This window comes from Enterobacter sp. BNK-13 (genome assembly GCF_048685015.1).
GTDB classification, from domain to species: Bacteria; Pseudomonadota; Gammaproteobacteria; order Enterobacterales; family Enterobacteriaceae; genus Enterobacter; species Enterobacter quasiroggenkampii.
Map to the genome: position 1 here is coordinate 1,175,552 of NZ_JBLQTP010000001.1, position 16,167 is coordinate 1,191,718.

Here is a 16,167-nt window from a genome sequence, read left to right on the forward strand (position 1 = left end):
CAATGCTGGTTTTTTGAATGCATAACGACAAAGATCTCTCCACGTGGCAAACGTTCCGCCGACTCTGGCCGATGATTGCCCCTTTTAAAGCAGGCTTGATCGTGGCGGGTGTAGCGTTAATCCTCAACGCAGCCAGCGATACTTTTATGCTATCGCTTCTTAAACCGTTACTGGATGACGGTTTTGGTAAAACGGATCGCTCAGTGCTGCTATGGATGCCTCTGGTGGTTATCGGACTGATGATCTTACGCGGTATCACCAGCTATATCTCAAGCTACTGCATTTCCTGGGTATCCGGGAAAGTGGTGATGACCATGCGCCGTCGACTGTTCAGTCACATGATGGGCATGCCGGTTGCGTTCTTTGACAAGCAGTCAACCGGGACGCTGCTGTCGCGTATTACCTACGACTCCGAGCAGGTTGCTTCTTCCTCTTCCAGCGCGCTGATTACCGTTGTGCGCGAGGGCGCGTCGATTATCGGCCTGTTCGTGATGATGTTCTACTACAGCTGGCAGCTGTCGCTTATCCTTATCGTTCTGGCACCAGTGGTTTCCATTGCTATCCGCGTCGTGTCAAAGCGCTTCCGCAATATCAGTAAGAATATGCAGAACACGATGGGGCAGGTGACCACCAGCGCAGAGCAGATGCTGAAAGGGCATAAAGAAGTGCTGATTTTTGGTGGTCAGGACGTCGAAACCAAACGCTTTGATAAAGTCAGCAACAAAATGCGTCTGCAGGGGATGAAAATGGTCTCGGCCTCTTCCATCTCTGACCCGATTATTCAGCTGATTGCCTCGCTGGCACTGGCGTTCGTCCTGTATGCAGCAAGCTTCCCGAGCGTCATGGAGACGCTGACGGCGGGTACCATTACCGTGGTCTTCTCCTCAATGATTGCCCTGATGCGTCCGCTGAAGTCACTGACGAACGTGAATGCCCAGTTCCAGCGTGGGATGGCCGCCTGCCAGACCCTGTTCAGCATTCTGGATTCCGAGCAGGAAAAAGATGAAGGCAAACGCGTCATTGAGCGCGCGAACGGCGACGTTGAGTTCCGCAATGTGACCTTTACCTATCCTGGCCGCGAAACACCGGCTCTGCGCAATATCAACCTGACCATTCCAGCGGGGAAGACCGTTGCGCTGGTAGGCCGTTCTGGCTCGGGTAAATCGACCATTGCCAGCCTTATCACCCGTTTCTACGACATTGACGAAGGTGAAATTCTGTTAGACGGCCACGACCTGCGGGAGTATACCCTGCAGTCGCTGCGTAATCAGGTAGCGCTGGTCTCTCAGAACGTGCACCTGTTCAACGATACCGTGGCAAATAATATTGCCTATGCGCGTACTGAAGAGTACAGCCGCGAGCAGATTGAGAACGCCGCGCGTATGGCTTACGCGATGGACTTTATCAACAAGATGGATAACGGTCTGGATACCATCATCGGTGAGAACGGCGTACTGCTCTCCGGTGGGCAGCGTCAGCGTATCGCCATTGCCCGTGCGCTGTTGCGCGACAGCCCGATCCTGATCCTGGACGAAGCGACCTCTGCGCTGGATACGGAATCTGAACGCGCGATTCAGTCCGCGCTGGATGAGCTGCAAAAGAACCGTACCTCGCTGGTGATTGCGCACCGTCTGTCAACTATCGAGCAGGCTGATGAAATCGTCGTGGTTGAGGACGGTATCATTGTTGAGCGTGGAAGCCATGCTGACCTGCTGGAACACCGCGGCGTTTACGCTCAGCTTCATAAGATGCAGTTCGGCGAATGATTGCACGCATCTGGTCCGGTGAATCCCCGCTGTGGCTGCTGCTTTTGCCGCTCTCCTGGCTCTACGGCCTGGTGAGCGGCATCATCCGCCTGCTTTATCGTCTGGGGGTGAAGCGGGCCTGGCGCGCGCCGGTGCCGGTTGTGGTTGTCGGTAATCTTACGGCGGGCGGCAACGGCAAAACGCCGGTGGTGATCTGGCTGGTGGAGCAGTTACAAAAACGCGGTATACGCCCGGGTGTGGTATCGCGCGGATATGGTGGTCAAGCGGCGCATTACCCGCTGTTGCTGACGGCGGAAACCACGACGACTGAAGCGGGTGATGAACCGGTATTGATTTTCCAGCGTACCGGCGTACCGGTCGCGGTTTCCCCGGTGCGCAGCGATGCCGTACAGGCACTGCTTGCCGAACACGCGGTACAAATCATCATCACTGACGATGGTCTGCAGCATTACGCCCTGGCGCGTGATAAAGAGATTGTGGTCATCGACGGCGTTCGCCGTTTTGGTAACGGCTGGTGGTTACCTGCCGGGCCCATGCGCGAACGCGCTTCACGTCTGAAATCCGTTGACGCGGTGATTGTGAACGGGGGTGAGGCGAAAACGGGTGAAATCCCGATGCACCTGCAGCCGGGTCTGGCGATCAACCTGGTGACGGGGGAACGCCGGTCGGTTTCAGAGTTGCCCTCACTGGTAGCGATGGCGGGCATTGGTCATCCGCCGCGCTTCTTCGCGACGCTGGAACAGTGTGGTGCCCGGCTGGAAAAACGCGTTCCGCTGGCCGACCATCAGGCGCTGGTGGAAGGGCAGGTAGACGCCCTGACCGCACCCGGGCAGTCGCTGATCATGACCGAAAAAGATGCGGTGAAATGCCGCGCCTTTGCGAAAGATAACTGGTGGTATCTGCCGGTTGACGCCGAACTCAGCGGTGAGCAGCCGGAACATTTGCTCAAGGAACTGATTGCGTTGGTGCACTAAAGGCTTACGCGGTTCTGGTGACGCTTTGACTGACAGGAAAACGCATGTCTCTACCGCAACTCTCGCTTTCAGCCGCACGTAATCTCCACCTGGCCGCGCAGGGGCTGCTCAAAAAGCCCCGCCGCCGCGCGCAGCCTGCCGATATCCTCTCTACCGTACAGCGCATGTCGCTCCTCCAAATCGACACCATTAATATTGTGGCCCGCAGCCCTTACCTGGTGCTATTTAGCCGCCTGGGGAGTTATCCTTCCCAGTGGCTGGATGAGGCGCTCAGCAAGGGGGAGTTGATGGAGTACTGGGCGCATGAAGCCTGCTTCCTGCCCCGCAGCGATTTTGCCCTGGTGCGTCACCGCATGCTTGCGCCGGAAAAGATGGGCTGGAAATACCGACAGGCGTGGATGCAGGAACATGCGGCTGAAATAGAGCAGCTCATCGCGCATATTCAGGAAAACGGTCCTGTACGCTCCGCCGATTTTGAACACCCGCGCAAGGGGACAAGCGGCTGGTGGGAGTGGAAGCCTCACAAACGTCATCTCGAAGGGTTGTTCACGTCAGGCAAAGTCATGGTGATTGAGCGGCGTAACTTTCAGCGCGTCTACGATCTGACGCATCGCGTGATGCCGCACTGGGACGACGAGCGCGACCTGCTTACCCAGGAGGCGGCCGAGGCCATTATGCTGGAGAACAGCGCCCGTAGTCTGGGGATTTTTCGCACGCAGTGGCTGGCAGATTATTATCGCCTGCGCCAGCCCGTGCTGAAACCTCTGCTGGACATGTGGCAACACGAGCAGCGCGTTATTCCCGTTACCGTGGAAACGCTGGGCGAAATGTGGCTTCATGCGGATCTCCTTCCGCTATTGCCGCAGGCCCTGGAGGGGAAACTGCAGGCGACCCACAGCGCGGTATTGTCGCCTTTCGACCCGGTCGTCTGGGACAGAAAACGCGCCGAGCAGCTCTTTGATTTCAGCTACCGGCTGGAATGTTATACCCCGGCCCCAAAGCGCCAGTATGGCTACTTTGTTTTACCGCTGCTGCATAAGGGACAGCTGGTCGGGCGCATGGATGCAAAAATGCACCGCAAGACCGGCACGCTTGAAATCATTGCGCTTTATCTGCAAGAGGGCGTCAGGGTGACGGCGAGCCTGGAAAAAGGATTAACGTCCGCCATTAGCGAATTCGCGCGCTGGCAGGGTGCCGACGACGTGACGCTGGGCAGGGTACCCGACGGATTGTTTACATCCTGTCGAAGTGGCTGGGAAACAGGCACGCCCTGAAAAGGGAATGTGTTAAGCTTTAGCGATTACCCATACGGAGGAACTATGGATCACCGTTTACTTGAAATTATTGCCTGCCCGGTATGCAACGGCAAACTGTACTACAGCCAGGACAAACAAGAGCTCATTTGCAAGCTGGACAGTCTGGCTTTCCCGCTGCGTGACGGTATTCCGGTATTGCTGGAAAATGAAGCCCGTTCCCTGGTGGCAGAAGAGAGCAAGCCATGAGTTTTGTCGTCATTATTCCTGCGCGTTATGCCTCAACGCGTCTGCCGGGTAAACCGCTGGTGGATATTAACGGCAAGCCGATGATTGTGCATGTCCTCGAGCGCGCGCGTGAATCGGGTGCTGACCGCGTGATTGTTGCCACCGACCATCCGGATGTCGCTCGTGCGGTTGAGGCCGCAGGCGGAGAGGTGTGCATGACACGCGCCGATCACCAGTCCGGCACCGAACGTCTGGCGGAAGTGGTTGAGAAATGCGGTTTCAGTGATGATACGGTCATCGTAAACGTGCAGGGTGACGAGCCGATGATCCCCGCGGTCATTATCCGTCAGGTGGCCGAAAACCTGGCGCAGCGTCAGGTCGGAATGGCGACGCTGGCGGTACCCATTCATCATGCAGAAGAAGCTTTCAACCCGAATGCGGTGAAGGTCGTCATGGATGCGGAAGGCTATGCGCTCTATTTCTCCCGCGCCACGATCCCGTGGGATCGCGATCGCTTTGCGCTCTCTAAAGAGACCATCGGTGATACCTTCCTGCGTCATATTGGGATCTACGGCTATCGCGCGGGCTTTATTCGCCGCTATGTGGCCTGGGCGCCGAGCCCGCTGGAGCATATCGAAATGCTGGAGCAGCTTCGCGTGCTCTGGTACGGCGAGAAAATTCACGTTGCCGTTGCTGAGGAAGTCCCCGGCACGGGCGTAGACACCCCTGAAGATCTTGAGCGCGTTCGCGCCGAATTGCGTTAATCTTACCGGCATCTCTCCGCAGGGAGGGATGCACTCTCCGCTTTATTTTTCACTTTCTTTTTCCTGATTGATCTCTTCCGGGTGACATCTTCATTAAGGACGCTCATTATAAAAGCAGTAGTCTTAATGGGGGTAATCTCATATGGAACAGCTGCGTGCCGAACTTAGCCATCTGCTGGGTGAAAAGTTAAGCCGGGTCGAATGCGTGAGTGAAAAAGCCGATACCGCGCTCTGGTCGCTTTACGACAGTCAGGGTAACCCAATGCCGCTAATGGCAAGAAGTTTCACGTCACCCGGCGTTGCCAGGCAGCTTGCATGGAAAATGTCGATGCTGGCGCGGGAGGGAACCGTGCGTATGCCGACGGTGTATGGCGTGATGACCCATGAGGAACACCCCGGCCCGGACGTACTGCTGATTGAACGTTTACGCGGTGTGCCCGTTGAAGCGCCCGCGCGAACGCCGGAACGCTGGGAGCAGCTGAAAGATCAGATTGTCGAGGCGCTGCTGGCCTGGCACCGTCAGGATAGCCGTGGACTTGTCGGACCGGTTGACAGCACCCAGGAAAACCTCTGGCCGCTGTGGTACCGCCAGCGGGTTGAAGTGCTGTGGGGAACGCTTAACCAGTTCAACAACACCGGTTTAACCATGCAGGACAAACGTATCCTGTTTCGCACCCGGGAGTGCTTACCGGCCTTGTTCGAAGGTTTTAATGACAACTGCGTGCTGATCCACGGCAATTTTACCCTGCGCAGCATGCTCAAAGACGCCCGCAGCGATCAGCTTCTGGCAATGGTGGGGCCGGGCATCATGCTCTGGGCACCGCGCGAATATGAGCTGTTCAGGCTCAGCGACAGCGGGGCGGCGGAAGGCTTACTGTGGCATTACCTTCAACGCGCCCCCGTTGCGGAAGCGTTTCTCTGGCGACGCTGGCTCTACCTGCTCTGGGACGAAGTCGCGCAGCTGGTGAACACCGGACGATTCAATCGCGCAAACTTCGATCTGGCAACAAAATCACTCTTGCCCTGGCTCGCCTGAGGATCCTTTCAGCCACTGCCAGAGGCGTCCGAGCGTCTCGTAGCCGACGCGGTCGCTATTCATCAGCCATACCGGGGAGGGGATCGCCCGTTCCCACGGATTGAGCGGTGCGTCGATGGCCATCTGGTTTGCCGGTGCGGGAAGCGGGTGCAGGCCTTGCTTCTCAAAGAAAACCATCGCGCGCGGCAGGTGCGAGGCGGAAGTCACCAGCAAGAACGGGGCATCGCCAATCGCCTGCTTCACTGCAGCAGCCTCTTCTTCGGTGTCTTTCGGGCTGTCCAGCGTGATGATTGAGGAACGCGGCACGCCGAGAGATTCCGCGACCCTGGCGCCTGCTTCCGCCGTACTCACCGGGTTCGTTTTGGCCGCTGCGCCGGTGAAGATCATTTTTGATCCCGGATTTGCCAGCCACAGGCGAATACCTTCGTTCAGCCGTGGCAGGCTGTTGTTGATCAGGTTTGAGCTCGGAGCCCAGTCAGGATCCCAGGTATATCCACCGCCCAGCACCACGATGTACGACACTTTCTGATTTCCCTGCCATGTTGGGTAACTGTTTTCGATGGGGCGTAACAGGCCATCCGCGACCGGTTGCAGGCTCAACAGCAGCAAGACCAGCCAGCCGAGCGTGATAAGCGTTTTGCCACTCTTCTGAAAGCGGCTGAACCACACCAGCGCCAGCCCCAGCGCGATGATGATGAGCAGCAGCGGAAGGGGAAGCATCATCCCTCCAATGTATTTCTTAAGGGTAAAAAGCATCCTTTTTGGTTCCTTTTTTGACCATATAGCAGGTGATTGCCGGTGATATTACACCAGAGAGGTTCATTCTCCGCGCGGGTGTGACAAAATAGCGGTTTTGCAGTTAGCGAGTGGAACTCTCCCAATGCGGGATCGCAATTTTGATGACATCGCGGAAAAATTTTCGCGCAACATTTATGGCACCACGAAGGGGCAGCTCCGTCAGACGATCCTCTGGCAGGAGCTGGACACCATTCTGGCTACGTTCGGTGGCCAAACGTTGCGCGTGCTGGACGCCGGTGGTGGTGAAGGGCAGACGGCCATAAAAATGGCTGAACGCGGTCATCACGTCACGCTTTGCGATCTTTCTGCTGAAATGGTCGCCCGCGCGACGCGTGCGGCAGAAGAGAAAGGTGTGAGCGACAACATGCATTTTATACAATGCGCCGCTCAGGACATCGCACAGCATTTGGAAACCCAGGTTGATCTGATATTGTTTCATGCGGTGCTGGAGTGGGTTGCCGATCCGCAAAGCGTGTTACAAACCCTGTGGTCGATGTTGCGCCCGGGCGGCACGCTGTCGCTGATGTTCTACAATGCTAACGGCTTCCTGATGCACAACATGGTTGCGGGAAACTTCGACTATGTTCAGGTCGGGATGCCCAAAAAGAAAAAGCGCACGCTTTCCCCGGACTATCCGCGCGATCCACAGCAGGTTTATGGCTGGCTGGAAGCGATTGGCTGGCAGATTGTCGGGAAGACGGGCGTCAGGGTGTTTCATGATTATCTGCGTGAAAAACACAAACAGCGTGACTGTTTTGACACCTTAACAGAATTGGAAACGCGGTATTGCCGTCAGGAGCCTTTTGTCAGCCTTGGCCGCTATATTCACGTCACCGCGCACAAGCCGCAGATGCAAGGATAACCTATGAGTGAATTTTCCCAGACAGTCCCCGAACTGGTTGCCTGGGCCAGGAAAAACGATTTCTCCATCTCGCTGCCGGTAGACAGACTCTCTTTCCTGCTGGCGGTCGCCACGCTGAACGGCGAGCGGCTGGATGGTGAAATGAGCGAGGGTGAACTGGTGGATGCGTTCCGCCACGTCAGTGATGCGTTTGAGCAAACCAGCGAAACCATTAGCGTGCGTGCCAACAACGCAATTAACGATATGGTGCGTCAACGTCTGCTGAACCGCTTTACCAGCGAGCAGGCGGAAGGAAACGCCATCTATCGCCTGACGCCACTGGGCATCGGCATCACCGATTACTACATTCGCCAACGCGAATTTTCCACGCTGCGTCTGTCCATGCAGCTGTCGATCGTGGCCGGTGAGCTTAAGCGCGCCGCCGATGCGGCAGATGAAGACGGTGACGAATTCCACTGGCACCGAAACGTCTATGCACCGCTGAAATACTCGGTGGCGGAAATCTTCGACAGTATCGATCTGACCCAGCGCCTGATGGACGAACAGCAGCAGCAGGTCAAAGACGATATCGCACAGCTGCTGAATAAAGACTGGCGTGCAGCCATCTCAAGCTGTGAACTTCTGCTGTCAGAAACCTCCGGTACGCTGCGTGAGCTGCAGGATACGCTGGAAGCCGCAGGGGACAAGCTGCAGGCGAACCTGCTGCGCATCCAGGACGCGACGCTGGCACACGACGATCTGCACTTTATCGACCGTCTGGTGTTCGACCTGCAGAGTAAACTGGACCGCATCATCAGCTGGGGCCAGCAGTCGATCGACCTGTGGATCGGCTACGACCGACACGTGCATAAATTTATCCGTACCGCGATCGATATGGATAAGAACCGCGTCTTTGCCCAGCGTCTGCGCCAGTCGGTGCAGACCTATTTCGATGCGCCGTGGGCGCTGACCTACGCCAATGCCGATCGTCTGCTGGATATGCGCGACGAAGAAATGGCGCTGCGCGATGAAGAGGTGACCGGTGAACTGCCGCCGGATCTGGAATATGAAGAATTTAACGAAATTCGCGAGCAGCTTGCGGCGATGATCGAAGAACAGCTCGCGGTCTATAAAACCAGACAAGCTCCGCTGGATCTTGGACTCGTGGTGCGCGACTATCTGGCGCAATATCCGCGCGCGCGCCACTTCGACGTTGCCCGCATTGTGGTAGACCAGGCGGTTCGCCTGGGTATCGCGCAAGCAGACTTCACCGGACTGCCGCCGAAGTGGCAGCCAATTAACGATTACGGAGCCAAGGTACAGGCGCATGTCATTGACAAATATTGAACAAGTGATGCCGGTTAAGCTGGCACAGGCGCTGGCGAATCCGTTATTTCCGGCGCTGGACAGCCAGCTGCGTGCCGGTCGTCACATTGGCTTAGACGAGCTGGATAATCACGCCTTTTTGATGGACTTCCAGGAGTACCTGGAAGAGTTTTACGCACGCTACAACGTGGAGCTTATCCGCGCGCCGGAAGGATTTTTCTACCTGCGCCCGCGCTCCACGACGCTGATTCCGCGTTCCGTGCTCTCCGAGCTGGATATGATGGTCGGCAAAATTCTTTGCTACCTCTATCTCAGCCCGGAACGTCTGGCGAATGAAGGGATCTTCACCCAGCAGGAGCTTTACGACGAGCTGTTGACGCTGGCAGATGAGAGCAAGCTGCTCAAGCTGGTGAACAACCGCTCCACGGGGTCGGATCTTGACCGTCAGAAATTACAGGAAAAGGTTCGCTCTTCCCTGAACCGTCTGCGTCGTCTGGGGATGGTCTGGTTTATGGGTCACGACAGCAGCAAATTCCGCATTACGGAATCTGTCTTCCGCTTCGGCGCCGACGTGCGTGCGGGCGATGACGCGCGTGAAGCGCAGCTTCGCATGATCCGCGACGGTGAAGCGATGCCGGTGGAAAACCATTTGCAGCTCAATGATGAGCATGAAGAGAATCTGCCGGATAGCGGGGAGGAAGAGTAATGATTGAACGCGGTAAATTTCGCTCACTGACGCTGATTAACTGGAACGGCTTCTTTGCCCGAACGTTCGATCTGGATGAGCTGGTCACGACGCTCTCCGGCGGTAACGGGGCGGGTAAATCCACCACCATGGCGGCCTTTGTCACGGCGCTGATCCCTGACCTGACGCTGCTTCACTTCCGTAACACCACCGAAGCGGGTGCCACAAGCGGTTCCCGTGATAAAGGTCTGCACGGGAAGCTGAAGGCCGGCGTCTGTTATTCGGTTCTGGACGTCATCAACTCCCGCCATCAGCGCGTGGTGGTGGGCGTACGCCTGCAGCAGGTTGCCGGTCGCGATCGTAAAGTCGATATTAAACCGTTCGCCATCCAGGGGCTGCCAACGTCCATGCAGCCAACGGCGCTGCTGACGGAAACCCTGAACGAACGCCAGGCGCGCGTGCTGACGCTCCAGGAGCTGAAAGATAAGCTCGAAGCGATCGAAGGCGTGCAGTTCAAGCAGTTCAACTCGATTACCGACTACCACTCGTTAATGTTCGATCTGGGCGTGGTGGCGCGTCGTCTGCGCACGGCATCAGACCGCAGCAAATACTATCGCCTGATTGAAGCGTCTCTTTACGGCGGTATCTCCAGCGCGATTACCCGCTCCCTGCGCGATTACCTGCTGCCGGAAAACAGCGGCGTGCGTAAGGCCTTCCAGGATATGGAAGCGGCGCTGCGTGAAAACCGCATGACGCTGGAAGCGATTCGCGTGACCCAGTCTGACCGTGACCTGTTTAAACACCTGATCAGCGAAGCCACCAACTACGTGGCGGCGGACTACATGCGCCACGCTAACGAGCGCCGCGTCCACCTCGATCAGGCATTAGAATATCGCCGCGAGCTGTTTACCTCCCGTAAACAGCTGGTGGCCGAGCAGTACAAGCACGTCGAAATGGCGCGCGAGCTCGGTGAGCACAACGGTGCCGAGGGCGACCTGGAAGCCGATTACCAGGCCGCCAGCGATCACCTGAACCTGGTGCAAACTGCGATCCGTCAGCAGGAAAAAATCGAGCGCTATGAAGCGGACCTCGACGAGCTGCAGATCCGTCTCGAAGAGCAAAATGAAGTGGTGGCCGAAGCCGCCGAGATGCAGGAAGAGAACGAAGCCCGCGCCGAAGCGGCCGAGCTGGAAGTGGATGAGCTGAAAAGCCAGCTTGCCGATTACCAGCAGGCGCTGGACGTGCAGCAGACGCGCGCGATCCAGTACACCCAGGCACTGCAGGCATTACAGCGCGCGAAAGAGCTGTGCCATCTGCCTGACCTGACGCCGGAAAGCGCCGACGAGTGGCTGGATACCTTCCAGGCCAAAGAGCAGGAAGCCACTGAGAAACTGCTGTCCCTCGAACAGAAAATGAGCGTTGCGCAAACGGCACACAGCCAGTTTGAGCAGGCTTATCAGCTGGTTGTGGCGATTAACGGCCCGCTGGCGCGTAACGAAGCCTGGGACGTTGCCCGTGAACTGCTGCGCGACGGTGTTAACCAGCGCCATCTGGCCGAGCAGGTTCAGCCGCTGCGTATGCGTCTGAACGAGCTGGAACAGCGCCTGCGCGAGCAGCAGGAAGCCGAGCGTCTGCTGGCGGAATTCTGCAAACGTCAGGGCAAAAATTACGATTTTGACGAGCTTGAGGTCCTGCATCAGGAACTCGAGGCGCGTATCGCTGCGCTTTCAGACACGGTCTCCAGCGCCAGCGAACAGCGTATGACCCTGCGTCAGGAGCTGGAACAGCTGCAGTCCCGTTCGCAAGCGCTTCTGCAGCGTGCACCGGTCTGGCTGGCGGCCCAGAGCAGCCTTAACCAGCTCAGCGAACAGTGCGGCGAGCAGTTTGAATCCAGTCAGGAAGTGACCGAATACCTGCAGCAGCTGCTGGAGCGCGAGCGCGAAGCCATTGTTGAGCGTGATGAAGTCGGCACGCGCAAGCGTGAAGTCGACGAAGAAATTGAACGCTTGAGCCAGCCGGGCGGTGCGGAAGACCCGCGTCTCAATGCCCTGGCGGAGCGTTTTGGCGGCGTGCTGCTGTCCGAGATTTACGACGATGTCGGTCTGGACGATGCGCCATACTTCTCCGCGCTGTACGGTCCATCCCGTAATGCGATTGTGGTGCCGGATCTGTCGCTGATTTCTGAGCAGCTTGCCGGTCTGGAAGATTGTCCGGAAGATCTCTACCTGATCGAAGGGGATCCGCAGTCGTTCGATGACAGCGTATTCAGCGTCGACGAACTGGAAAAAGCGGTGGTGGTGAAAATCGCTGACCGTCAGTGGCGCTATTCCCGCTTCCCTGAGCTGCCGCTGTTTGGCCGCGCCGCGCGCGAAAGCCGCATCGAAAGCCTGCACGCCGAGCGTGAAACGCTATCTGAACGTTTTGCGACGCTGTCGTTTGACGTGCAGAAAACCCAGCGCCTGCATCAGGCGTTTAGCCGCTTTATCGGCAGCCATCTGGCCGTAGCCTTTGAAGCTGACCCGGAAGCGGAAATTCGCAAGCTGAATACCCGTCGCGGCGAGCTGGAGCGGGCGATTGCCAGTCATGAAAGCGACAACCAGCAGAGCCGCGTCCAGTTTGAGCAGGCGAAAGAGGGCGTCGCGGCCCTTAACCGTATTCTGCCGCGCCTGAATCTGCTGGCGGATGACACGCTGGCCGATCGCGTGGACGAGATCCAGGAGCGCCTGGATGAAGCGCAGGAAGCCGCGCGCTTCGTGCAGCAGCACGGCAATCAGCTGGCGAAGCTGGAGCCGGTTGTCTCTGTCCTGCAGAGCGACCCGGAACAGTTTGAGCAATTGAAAGAAGACTATGCCTGGTCGCAGCAGGTGCAGCGCGAGGCGCGTCAGCAGGCGTTCGCCCTGACGGAGGTGGTGCAGCGTCGCGCCCACTTCGGCTACTCCGACTCGGCGGAAATGCTGAGCGGCAACAGCGATCTGAATGAAAAGCTGCGTCAGCGCCTTGAGCAGGCGGAAGCGGAACGTACCCGCGCCCGCGAGGCGATGCGCAGCCATTCCGCTCAGCTGAACCAGTACAACCAGGTGCTGGCCTCGCTGAAAAGCTCCTTCGATACCAAGAAGGAGCTGTTAAACGACCTGCAGAAAGAACTTCAGGACATAGGCGTTCGTGCCGACAGCGGGGCAGAGGAGCGCGCGCGCATTCGTCGTGACGAGCTGCATGCTCAGCTGAGCAACAACCGTGCGCGTCGCAATCAGCTGGAAAAAGCGCTGACCTTCTGCGAAGCAGAAATGGATAACCTGACCCGTCGCCTGCGCAAGCTGGAGCGCGACTACTTTGAGATGCGCGAGCAGGTCGTGACCGCGAAGGCGGGCTGGTGCGCGGTGATGCGCATGGTGAAAGACAATAACGTTGAGCGTCGCCTGCACCGTCGCGAGCTGGCATATCTTTCTGCCGATGAGCTGCGTTCCATGTCGGATAAGGCGTTGGGTGCCCTGCGTCTGGCGGTGGCGGATAACGAACACCTGCGCGATGTTCTGCGCATGTCCGAAGATCCGAAACGTCCTGAACGTAAAATCCAGTTCTTTGTGGCGGTTTACCAGCACCTGCGCGAACGTATTCGTCAGGACATCATTCGTACTGACGATCCGGTCGAGGCTATCGAACAGATGGAAATCGAGCTGGGTCGTCTGACGGAAGAGTTGACCTCCCGCGAGCAGAAGCTGGCGATCAGCTCCCGCAGCGTGGCGAACATCATCCGTAAAACCATTCAGCGCGAGCAGAACCGTATCCGCCAGCTCAACCAGGGTCTGCAGAGCGTGTCGTTTGGCCAGGTGAACAGCGTGCGCCTCAACGTTAACGTGCGTGAAGCGCATGCCACCCTGCTGGAAGTGCTGTCTGAGCAGCACGAACAGCATCAGGATTTGTTCAACAGTAACCGTCTGACCTTCTCTGAAGCACTGGCGAAACTGTATCAGCGCCTGAACCCGCAGATTGATATGGGCCAGCGTACGCCGCAAACCATCGGTGAAGAGCTGCTGGATTACCGTAACTACCTGGAAATGGAGGTAGAGGTAAACCGTGGTTCAGACGGCTGGTTGCGTGCGGAGTCCGGAGCACTCTCAACCGGTGAAGCGATCGGTACCGGTATGTCAATTCTGGTGATGGTGGTACAGAGCTGGGAAGACGAAGCGCGCCGCCTGCGCGGCAAAGACATCTCCCCATGCCGACTGCTGTTCCTGGATGAGGCTGCGCGTCTTGATGCGCGCTCCATTGCCACGCTGTTTGAGCTTTGCGAACGTCTCGATATGCAGCTCATCATTGCGGCACCGGAGAACATCAGTCCTGAAAAAGGGACAACCTACAAGCTGGTGCGTAAAGTGTTCCAGAACAGTGAACACGTCCACGTTGTGGGGCTGCGTGGCTTTGCGCCGCAGCCGCCAGAGTCACTGCCAGAAACCACGGCGGACGCTTCCTGACGCGTTTTCCGATCCGAAGCGGCGCCCTGGCGCCGCTTTTTTTTTAAACTTAACTTGTGCTTAGGGCTGCGTTATCTTTAAACTTCTTTACATAAGGTAAGGCAACAGCTTAGCCGTCTACCTATAATGAAAGAAAGCCCCAACGTGATGGGCATGTCGTGAAAACAGGGGGCAAGGGATGTTGCTTAAGAAAGAATGTGGTCGTCAGCTGTCGGCGCTTAGTTTATGCCTGGCAGTGATGTTTGCTCCACTGTTAACCGCCCAGGCCGACGAGCCTGAAATTGTGCCGGCTGACAGCTCGGCAACGACAGGCACGCAGCCTACGTCGTTGTCCCAGCCGCTGGAACAGTCTCCGGCGACGGCTATCATGGCCGGTATTAAGCCGCTGCCGGAAGGCATCGATGCCGATTCGCTCAGCCAGCAGCTGCAGTCAGGGCTGCCGTCAGGCTACACGCCGGTCTATATCAATCAGCTCACGCTCCTCTATGCTGCCCGCGATATGAAACCGATGTGGGAAAACCGCGATGCCGTGCGCGCCTTCCAGCAGCAGCTGGCGGAGGTCGCGATTGCAGGGTTTCAGCCACAGTTTACAAAGTGGGTTGAGCTGTTAACCGATCCTGCCGTGTCCGGTCAGGCACGGGACGTCGTGCTTTCCGATGCCATGATGGGCTATCTGCAGTTCGTGGCGGGTATTCCGGTTAATGGCAACCGCTGGCTGTACAGCGACAAGCCGTATAAGCTGGCGACGCCGGCGCTGTCGGTGATTAACCAGTGGCAGTTAGCCCTGGATAACGGCGAACTGCCGCGCTTTATTGCCAGCCTCGCACCGGCGCATCCACAATATGCCACTCTGCACGAGTCGCTTCTCGCGCTGGTGGGCGACTCGCGTCCATGGCCGCAGATGCGCGGCACCGCGACGCTGCGTCCGGGGCAGTGGAGCAGCGATGTGCCTGCTCTGCGTGAGATCCTGACGCGCTCCGGTCTTCTTGATGGCGGGCCACATATCGCTCTGCCTGGTGACGATCCACAAAACGCGGCGGTCAGCCCGTCAGCGCCCGTGAAAGAGAAAAAAGCGATTGCCGTCAGCAATAAACCCGCGGCATACGATCGTGAGCTGGTTGCGGCAGTGAAGCAATTCCAGGCCGCTCAGGGACTGGGAGCCGATGGCGTCATTGGCCAGACGACACGAGACTGGCTGAACGTATCGCCTGCGCAGCGGGCTGGAGTGCTGGCGCTCAATATCCAGCGTTTGCGCCTGCTGCCTGGAACCCTCTCTACCGGGATTATGGTTAACATTCCGGCGTATTCACTGGTCTATTATCAGGACGGTAGCGAAAAACTGGCGTCACGCGTGATTGTCGGGCGTCCGGATCGCAAAACGCCGATGATGAGCAGCGCGCTGAATAATGTGGTGGTTAACCCGCCGTGGAACGTGCCACCGACGCTGGCGCGTAAAGACATTCTGCCGAAGGTCTGGAACGATCCGGGTTATCTGGAACGTCATGGTTATACGGTGATGCGTGGCTGGAACAGTAAAGAGGCCATCGATCCTTATATGGTCGACTGGTCGACAATCACGGCTTCTAACCTGCCGTTCCGTTTCCAGCAGGCACCGGGGGCGCATAACTCTTTAGGGCGTTACAAATTCAATATGCCGAGTTCTGACGCTATCTATCTGCACGATACACCGAACCACAATCTGTTCCAGAAAGATACGCGCGCGCTGAGTTCTGGCTGCGTGCGCGTGAACAAAGCCTCGGAGCTGGCCAATATGCTGCTGCAGGATGCGGGCTGGAACGATACGCGCATTTCGGATGCCCTGAAGCAGGGGGATACGCGCTACGTTAATATTCGACACAATATTCCGGTCAATCTTTACTATCTGACGGCGTTTGTTGGCGAAGACGGGCGGACTCAGTACCGTACAGATATTTACAATTATGATCTCACCGCGCGATCCGGCGCACAAATTTTGCCAAAAGCGGAACAATTAATCAGGTAAATGAAGCAGTTCGGGAAAAATG

The 16,167-nt window shown here is 57.4% G+C and carries 12 protein-coding genes; 11 read left to right on the forward strand and 1 reads right to left on the reverse strand.

Going from position 1 to position 16,167, the window contains the following annotated elements:
* Nucleotides 1–17: 17 nt before the first annotated feature.
* The 6 genes from msbA to ACMGGQ_RS05560 all read left to right on the forward strand — a co-directional run bounded on the left by msbA (nucleotide 18) and on the right by ACMGGQ_RS05560 (nucleotide 6,021).
* Nucleotides 18–1,766: a lipid A ABC transporter ATP-binding protein/permease MsbA gene (gene msbA / locus ACMGGQ_RS05535; RefSeq protein ID WP_045908385.1), complete on the forward strand. Its 1,749-nt coding sequence runs from the start codon at nucleotides 18–20 to the stop codon at nucleotides 1,764–1,766.
* The gene (gene lpxK, locus ACMGGQ_RS05540) at nucleotides 1,763–2,740 is read left to right on the forward strand and encodes a tetraacyldisaccharide 4'-kinase (RefSeq protein ID WP_262805352.1); all 978 of its coding nucleotides are present in this window, start codon (nucleotides 1,763–1,765) and stop codon (nucleotides 2,738–2,740) included. The genes msbA and lpxK overlap by 4 nt, the downstream gene beginning before the upstream one ends.
* Before the next feature lie 44 nt (nucleotides 2,741–2,784).
* Nucleotides 2,785–4,014, forward strand: coding sequence for a winged helix-turn-helix domain-containing protein (locus ACMGGQ_RS05545; protein ID WP_126534805.1), 1,230 nt, complete (start codon nucleotides 2,785–2,787; stop codon nucleotides 4,012–4,014).
* Nucleotides 4,015–4,059: 45 nt separating this feature from the next.
* Nucleotides 4,060–4,242 carry a protein YcaR gene (gene ycaR / locus ACMGGQ_RS05550; RefSeq protein ID WP_006174474.1) on the forward strand — a complete coding sequence of 61 codons (183 nt, stop codon included), beginning with the start codon at nucleotides 4,060–4,062 and terminating at the stop codon, nucleotides 4,240–4,242.
* The gene (gene kdsB / locus ACMGGQ_RS05555; RefSeq protein ID WP_008499959.1) at nucleotides 4,239–4,985 is read left to right on the forward strand and encodes a 3-deoxy-manno-octulosonate cytidylyltransferase; all 747 of its coding nucleotides are present in this window, start codon (nucleotides 4,239–4,241) and stop codon (nucleotides 4,983–4,985) included. The genes ycaR and kdsB overlap by 4 nt, the downstream gene beginning before the upstream one ends.
* 142 nt (nucleotides 4,986–5,127) lie before the next feature.
* Nucleotides 5,128–6,021, forward strand: a complete 894-nt coding sequence (locus tag ACMGGQ_RS05560) for a YcbJ family phosphotransferase (protein WP_048027209.1) — start codon at nucleotides 5,128–5,130, stop codon at nucleotides 6,019–6,021.
* On the opposite strand, the gene elyC is transcribed toward ACMGGQ_RS05560, so the two are convergent.
* Nucleotides 5,998–6,777 (reverse strand): envelope biogenesis factor ElyC, encoded by a 780-nt coding sequence (elyC, locus tag ACMGGQ_RS05565; protein WP_420289692.1) that lies wholly within the window; start codon nucleotides 6,775–6,777, stop codon nucleotides 5,998–6,000. The genes ACMGGQ_RS05560 and elyC overlap by 24 nt on opposite strands.
* A 124-nt stretch (nucleotides 6,778–6,901) precedes the next feature.
* Between elyC and cmoM the strand changes: the two genes are divergently transcribed.
* The 5 genes from cmoM (at nucleotide 6,902) to ldtD (ending at nucleotide 16,145) form a co-directional block, all read left to right on the forward strand.
* Nucleotides 6,902–7,681 carry a tRNA uridine 5-oxyacetic acid(34) methyltransferase CmoM gene (cmoM, locus tag ACMGGQ_RS05570; protein ID WP_420289693.1) on the forward strand — a complete coding sequence of 260 codons (780 nt, stop codon included), beginning with the start codon at nucleotides 6,902–6,904 and terminating at the stop codon, nucleotides 7,679–7,681.
* Between the two features lie 3 nt (nucleotides 7,682–7,684).
* Entirely contained in the window at nucleotides 7,685–9,007 is a 1,323-nt protein-coding gene (mukF, locus tag ACMGGQ_RS05575; protein ID WP_008499955.1) for a chromosome partition protein MukF, read from the forward strand.
* Entirely contained in the window at nucleotides 8,988–9,692 is a 705-nt protein-coding gene (gene mukE, locus ACMGGQ_RS05580; protein ID WP_008499954.1) for a chromosome partition protein MukE, read from the forward strand. The genes mukF and mukE overlap by 20 nt, the downstream gene beginning before the upstream one ends.
* A complete protein-coding gene (gene mukB, locus ACMGGQ_RS05585; RefSeq protein WP_420289694.1) occupies nucleotides 9,692–14,143 on the forward strand; it encodes a chromosome partition protein MukB in 4,452 nt (1,483 codons plus the stop codon). The genes mukE and mukB overlap by 1 nt, the downstream gene beginning before the upstream one ends.
* A 178-nt stretch (nucleotides 14,144–14,321) precedes the next feature.
* Complete coding sequence (ldtD, locus tag ACMGGQ_RS05590) at nucleotides 14,322–16,145, forward strand: L,D-transpeptidase (RefSeq protein WP_420289695.1); 1,824 nt, start codon at nucleotides 14,322–14,324, stop codon at nucleotides 16,143–16,145.
* Nucleotides 16,146–16,167: the final 22 nt, after the last annotated feature.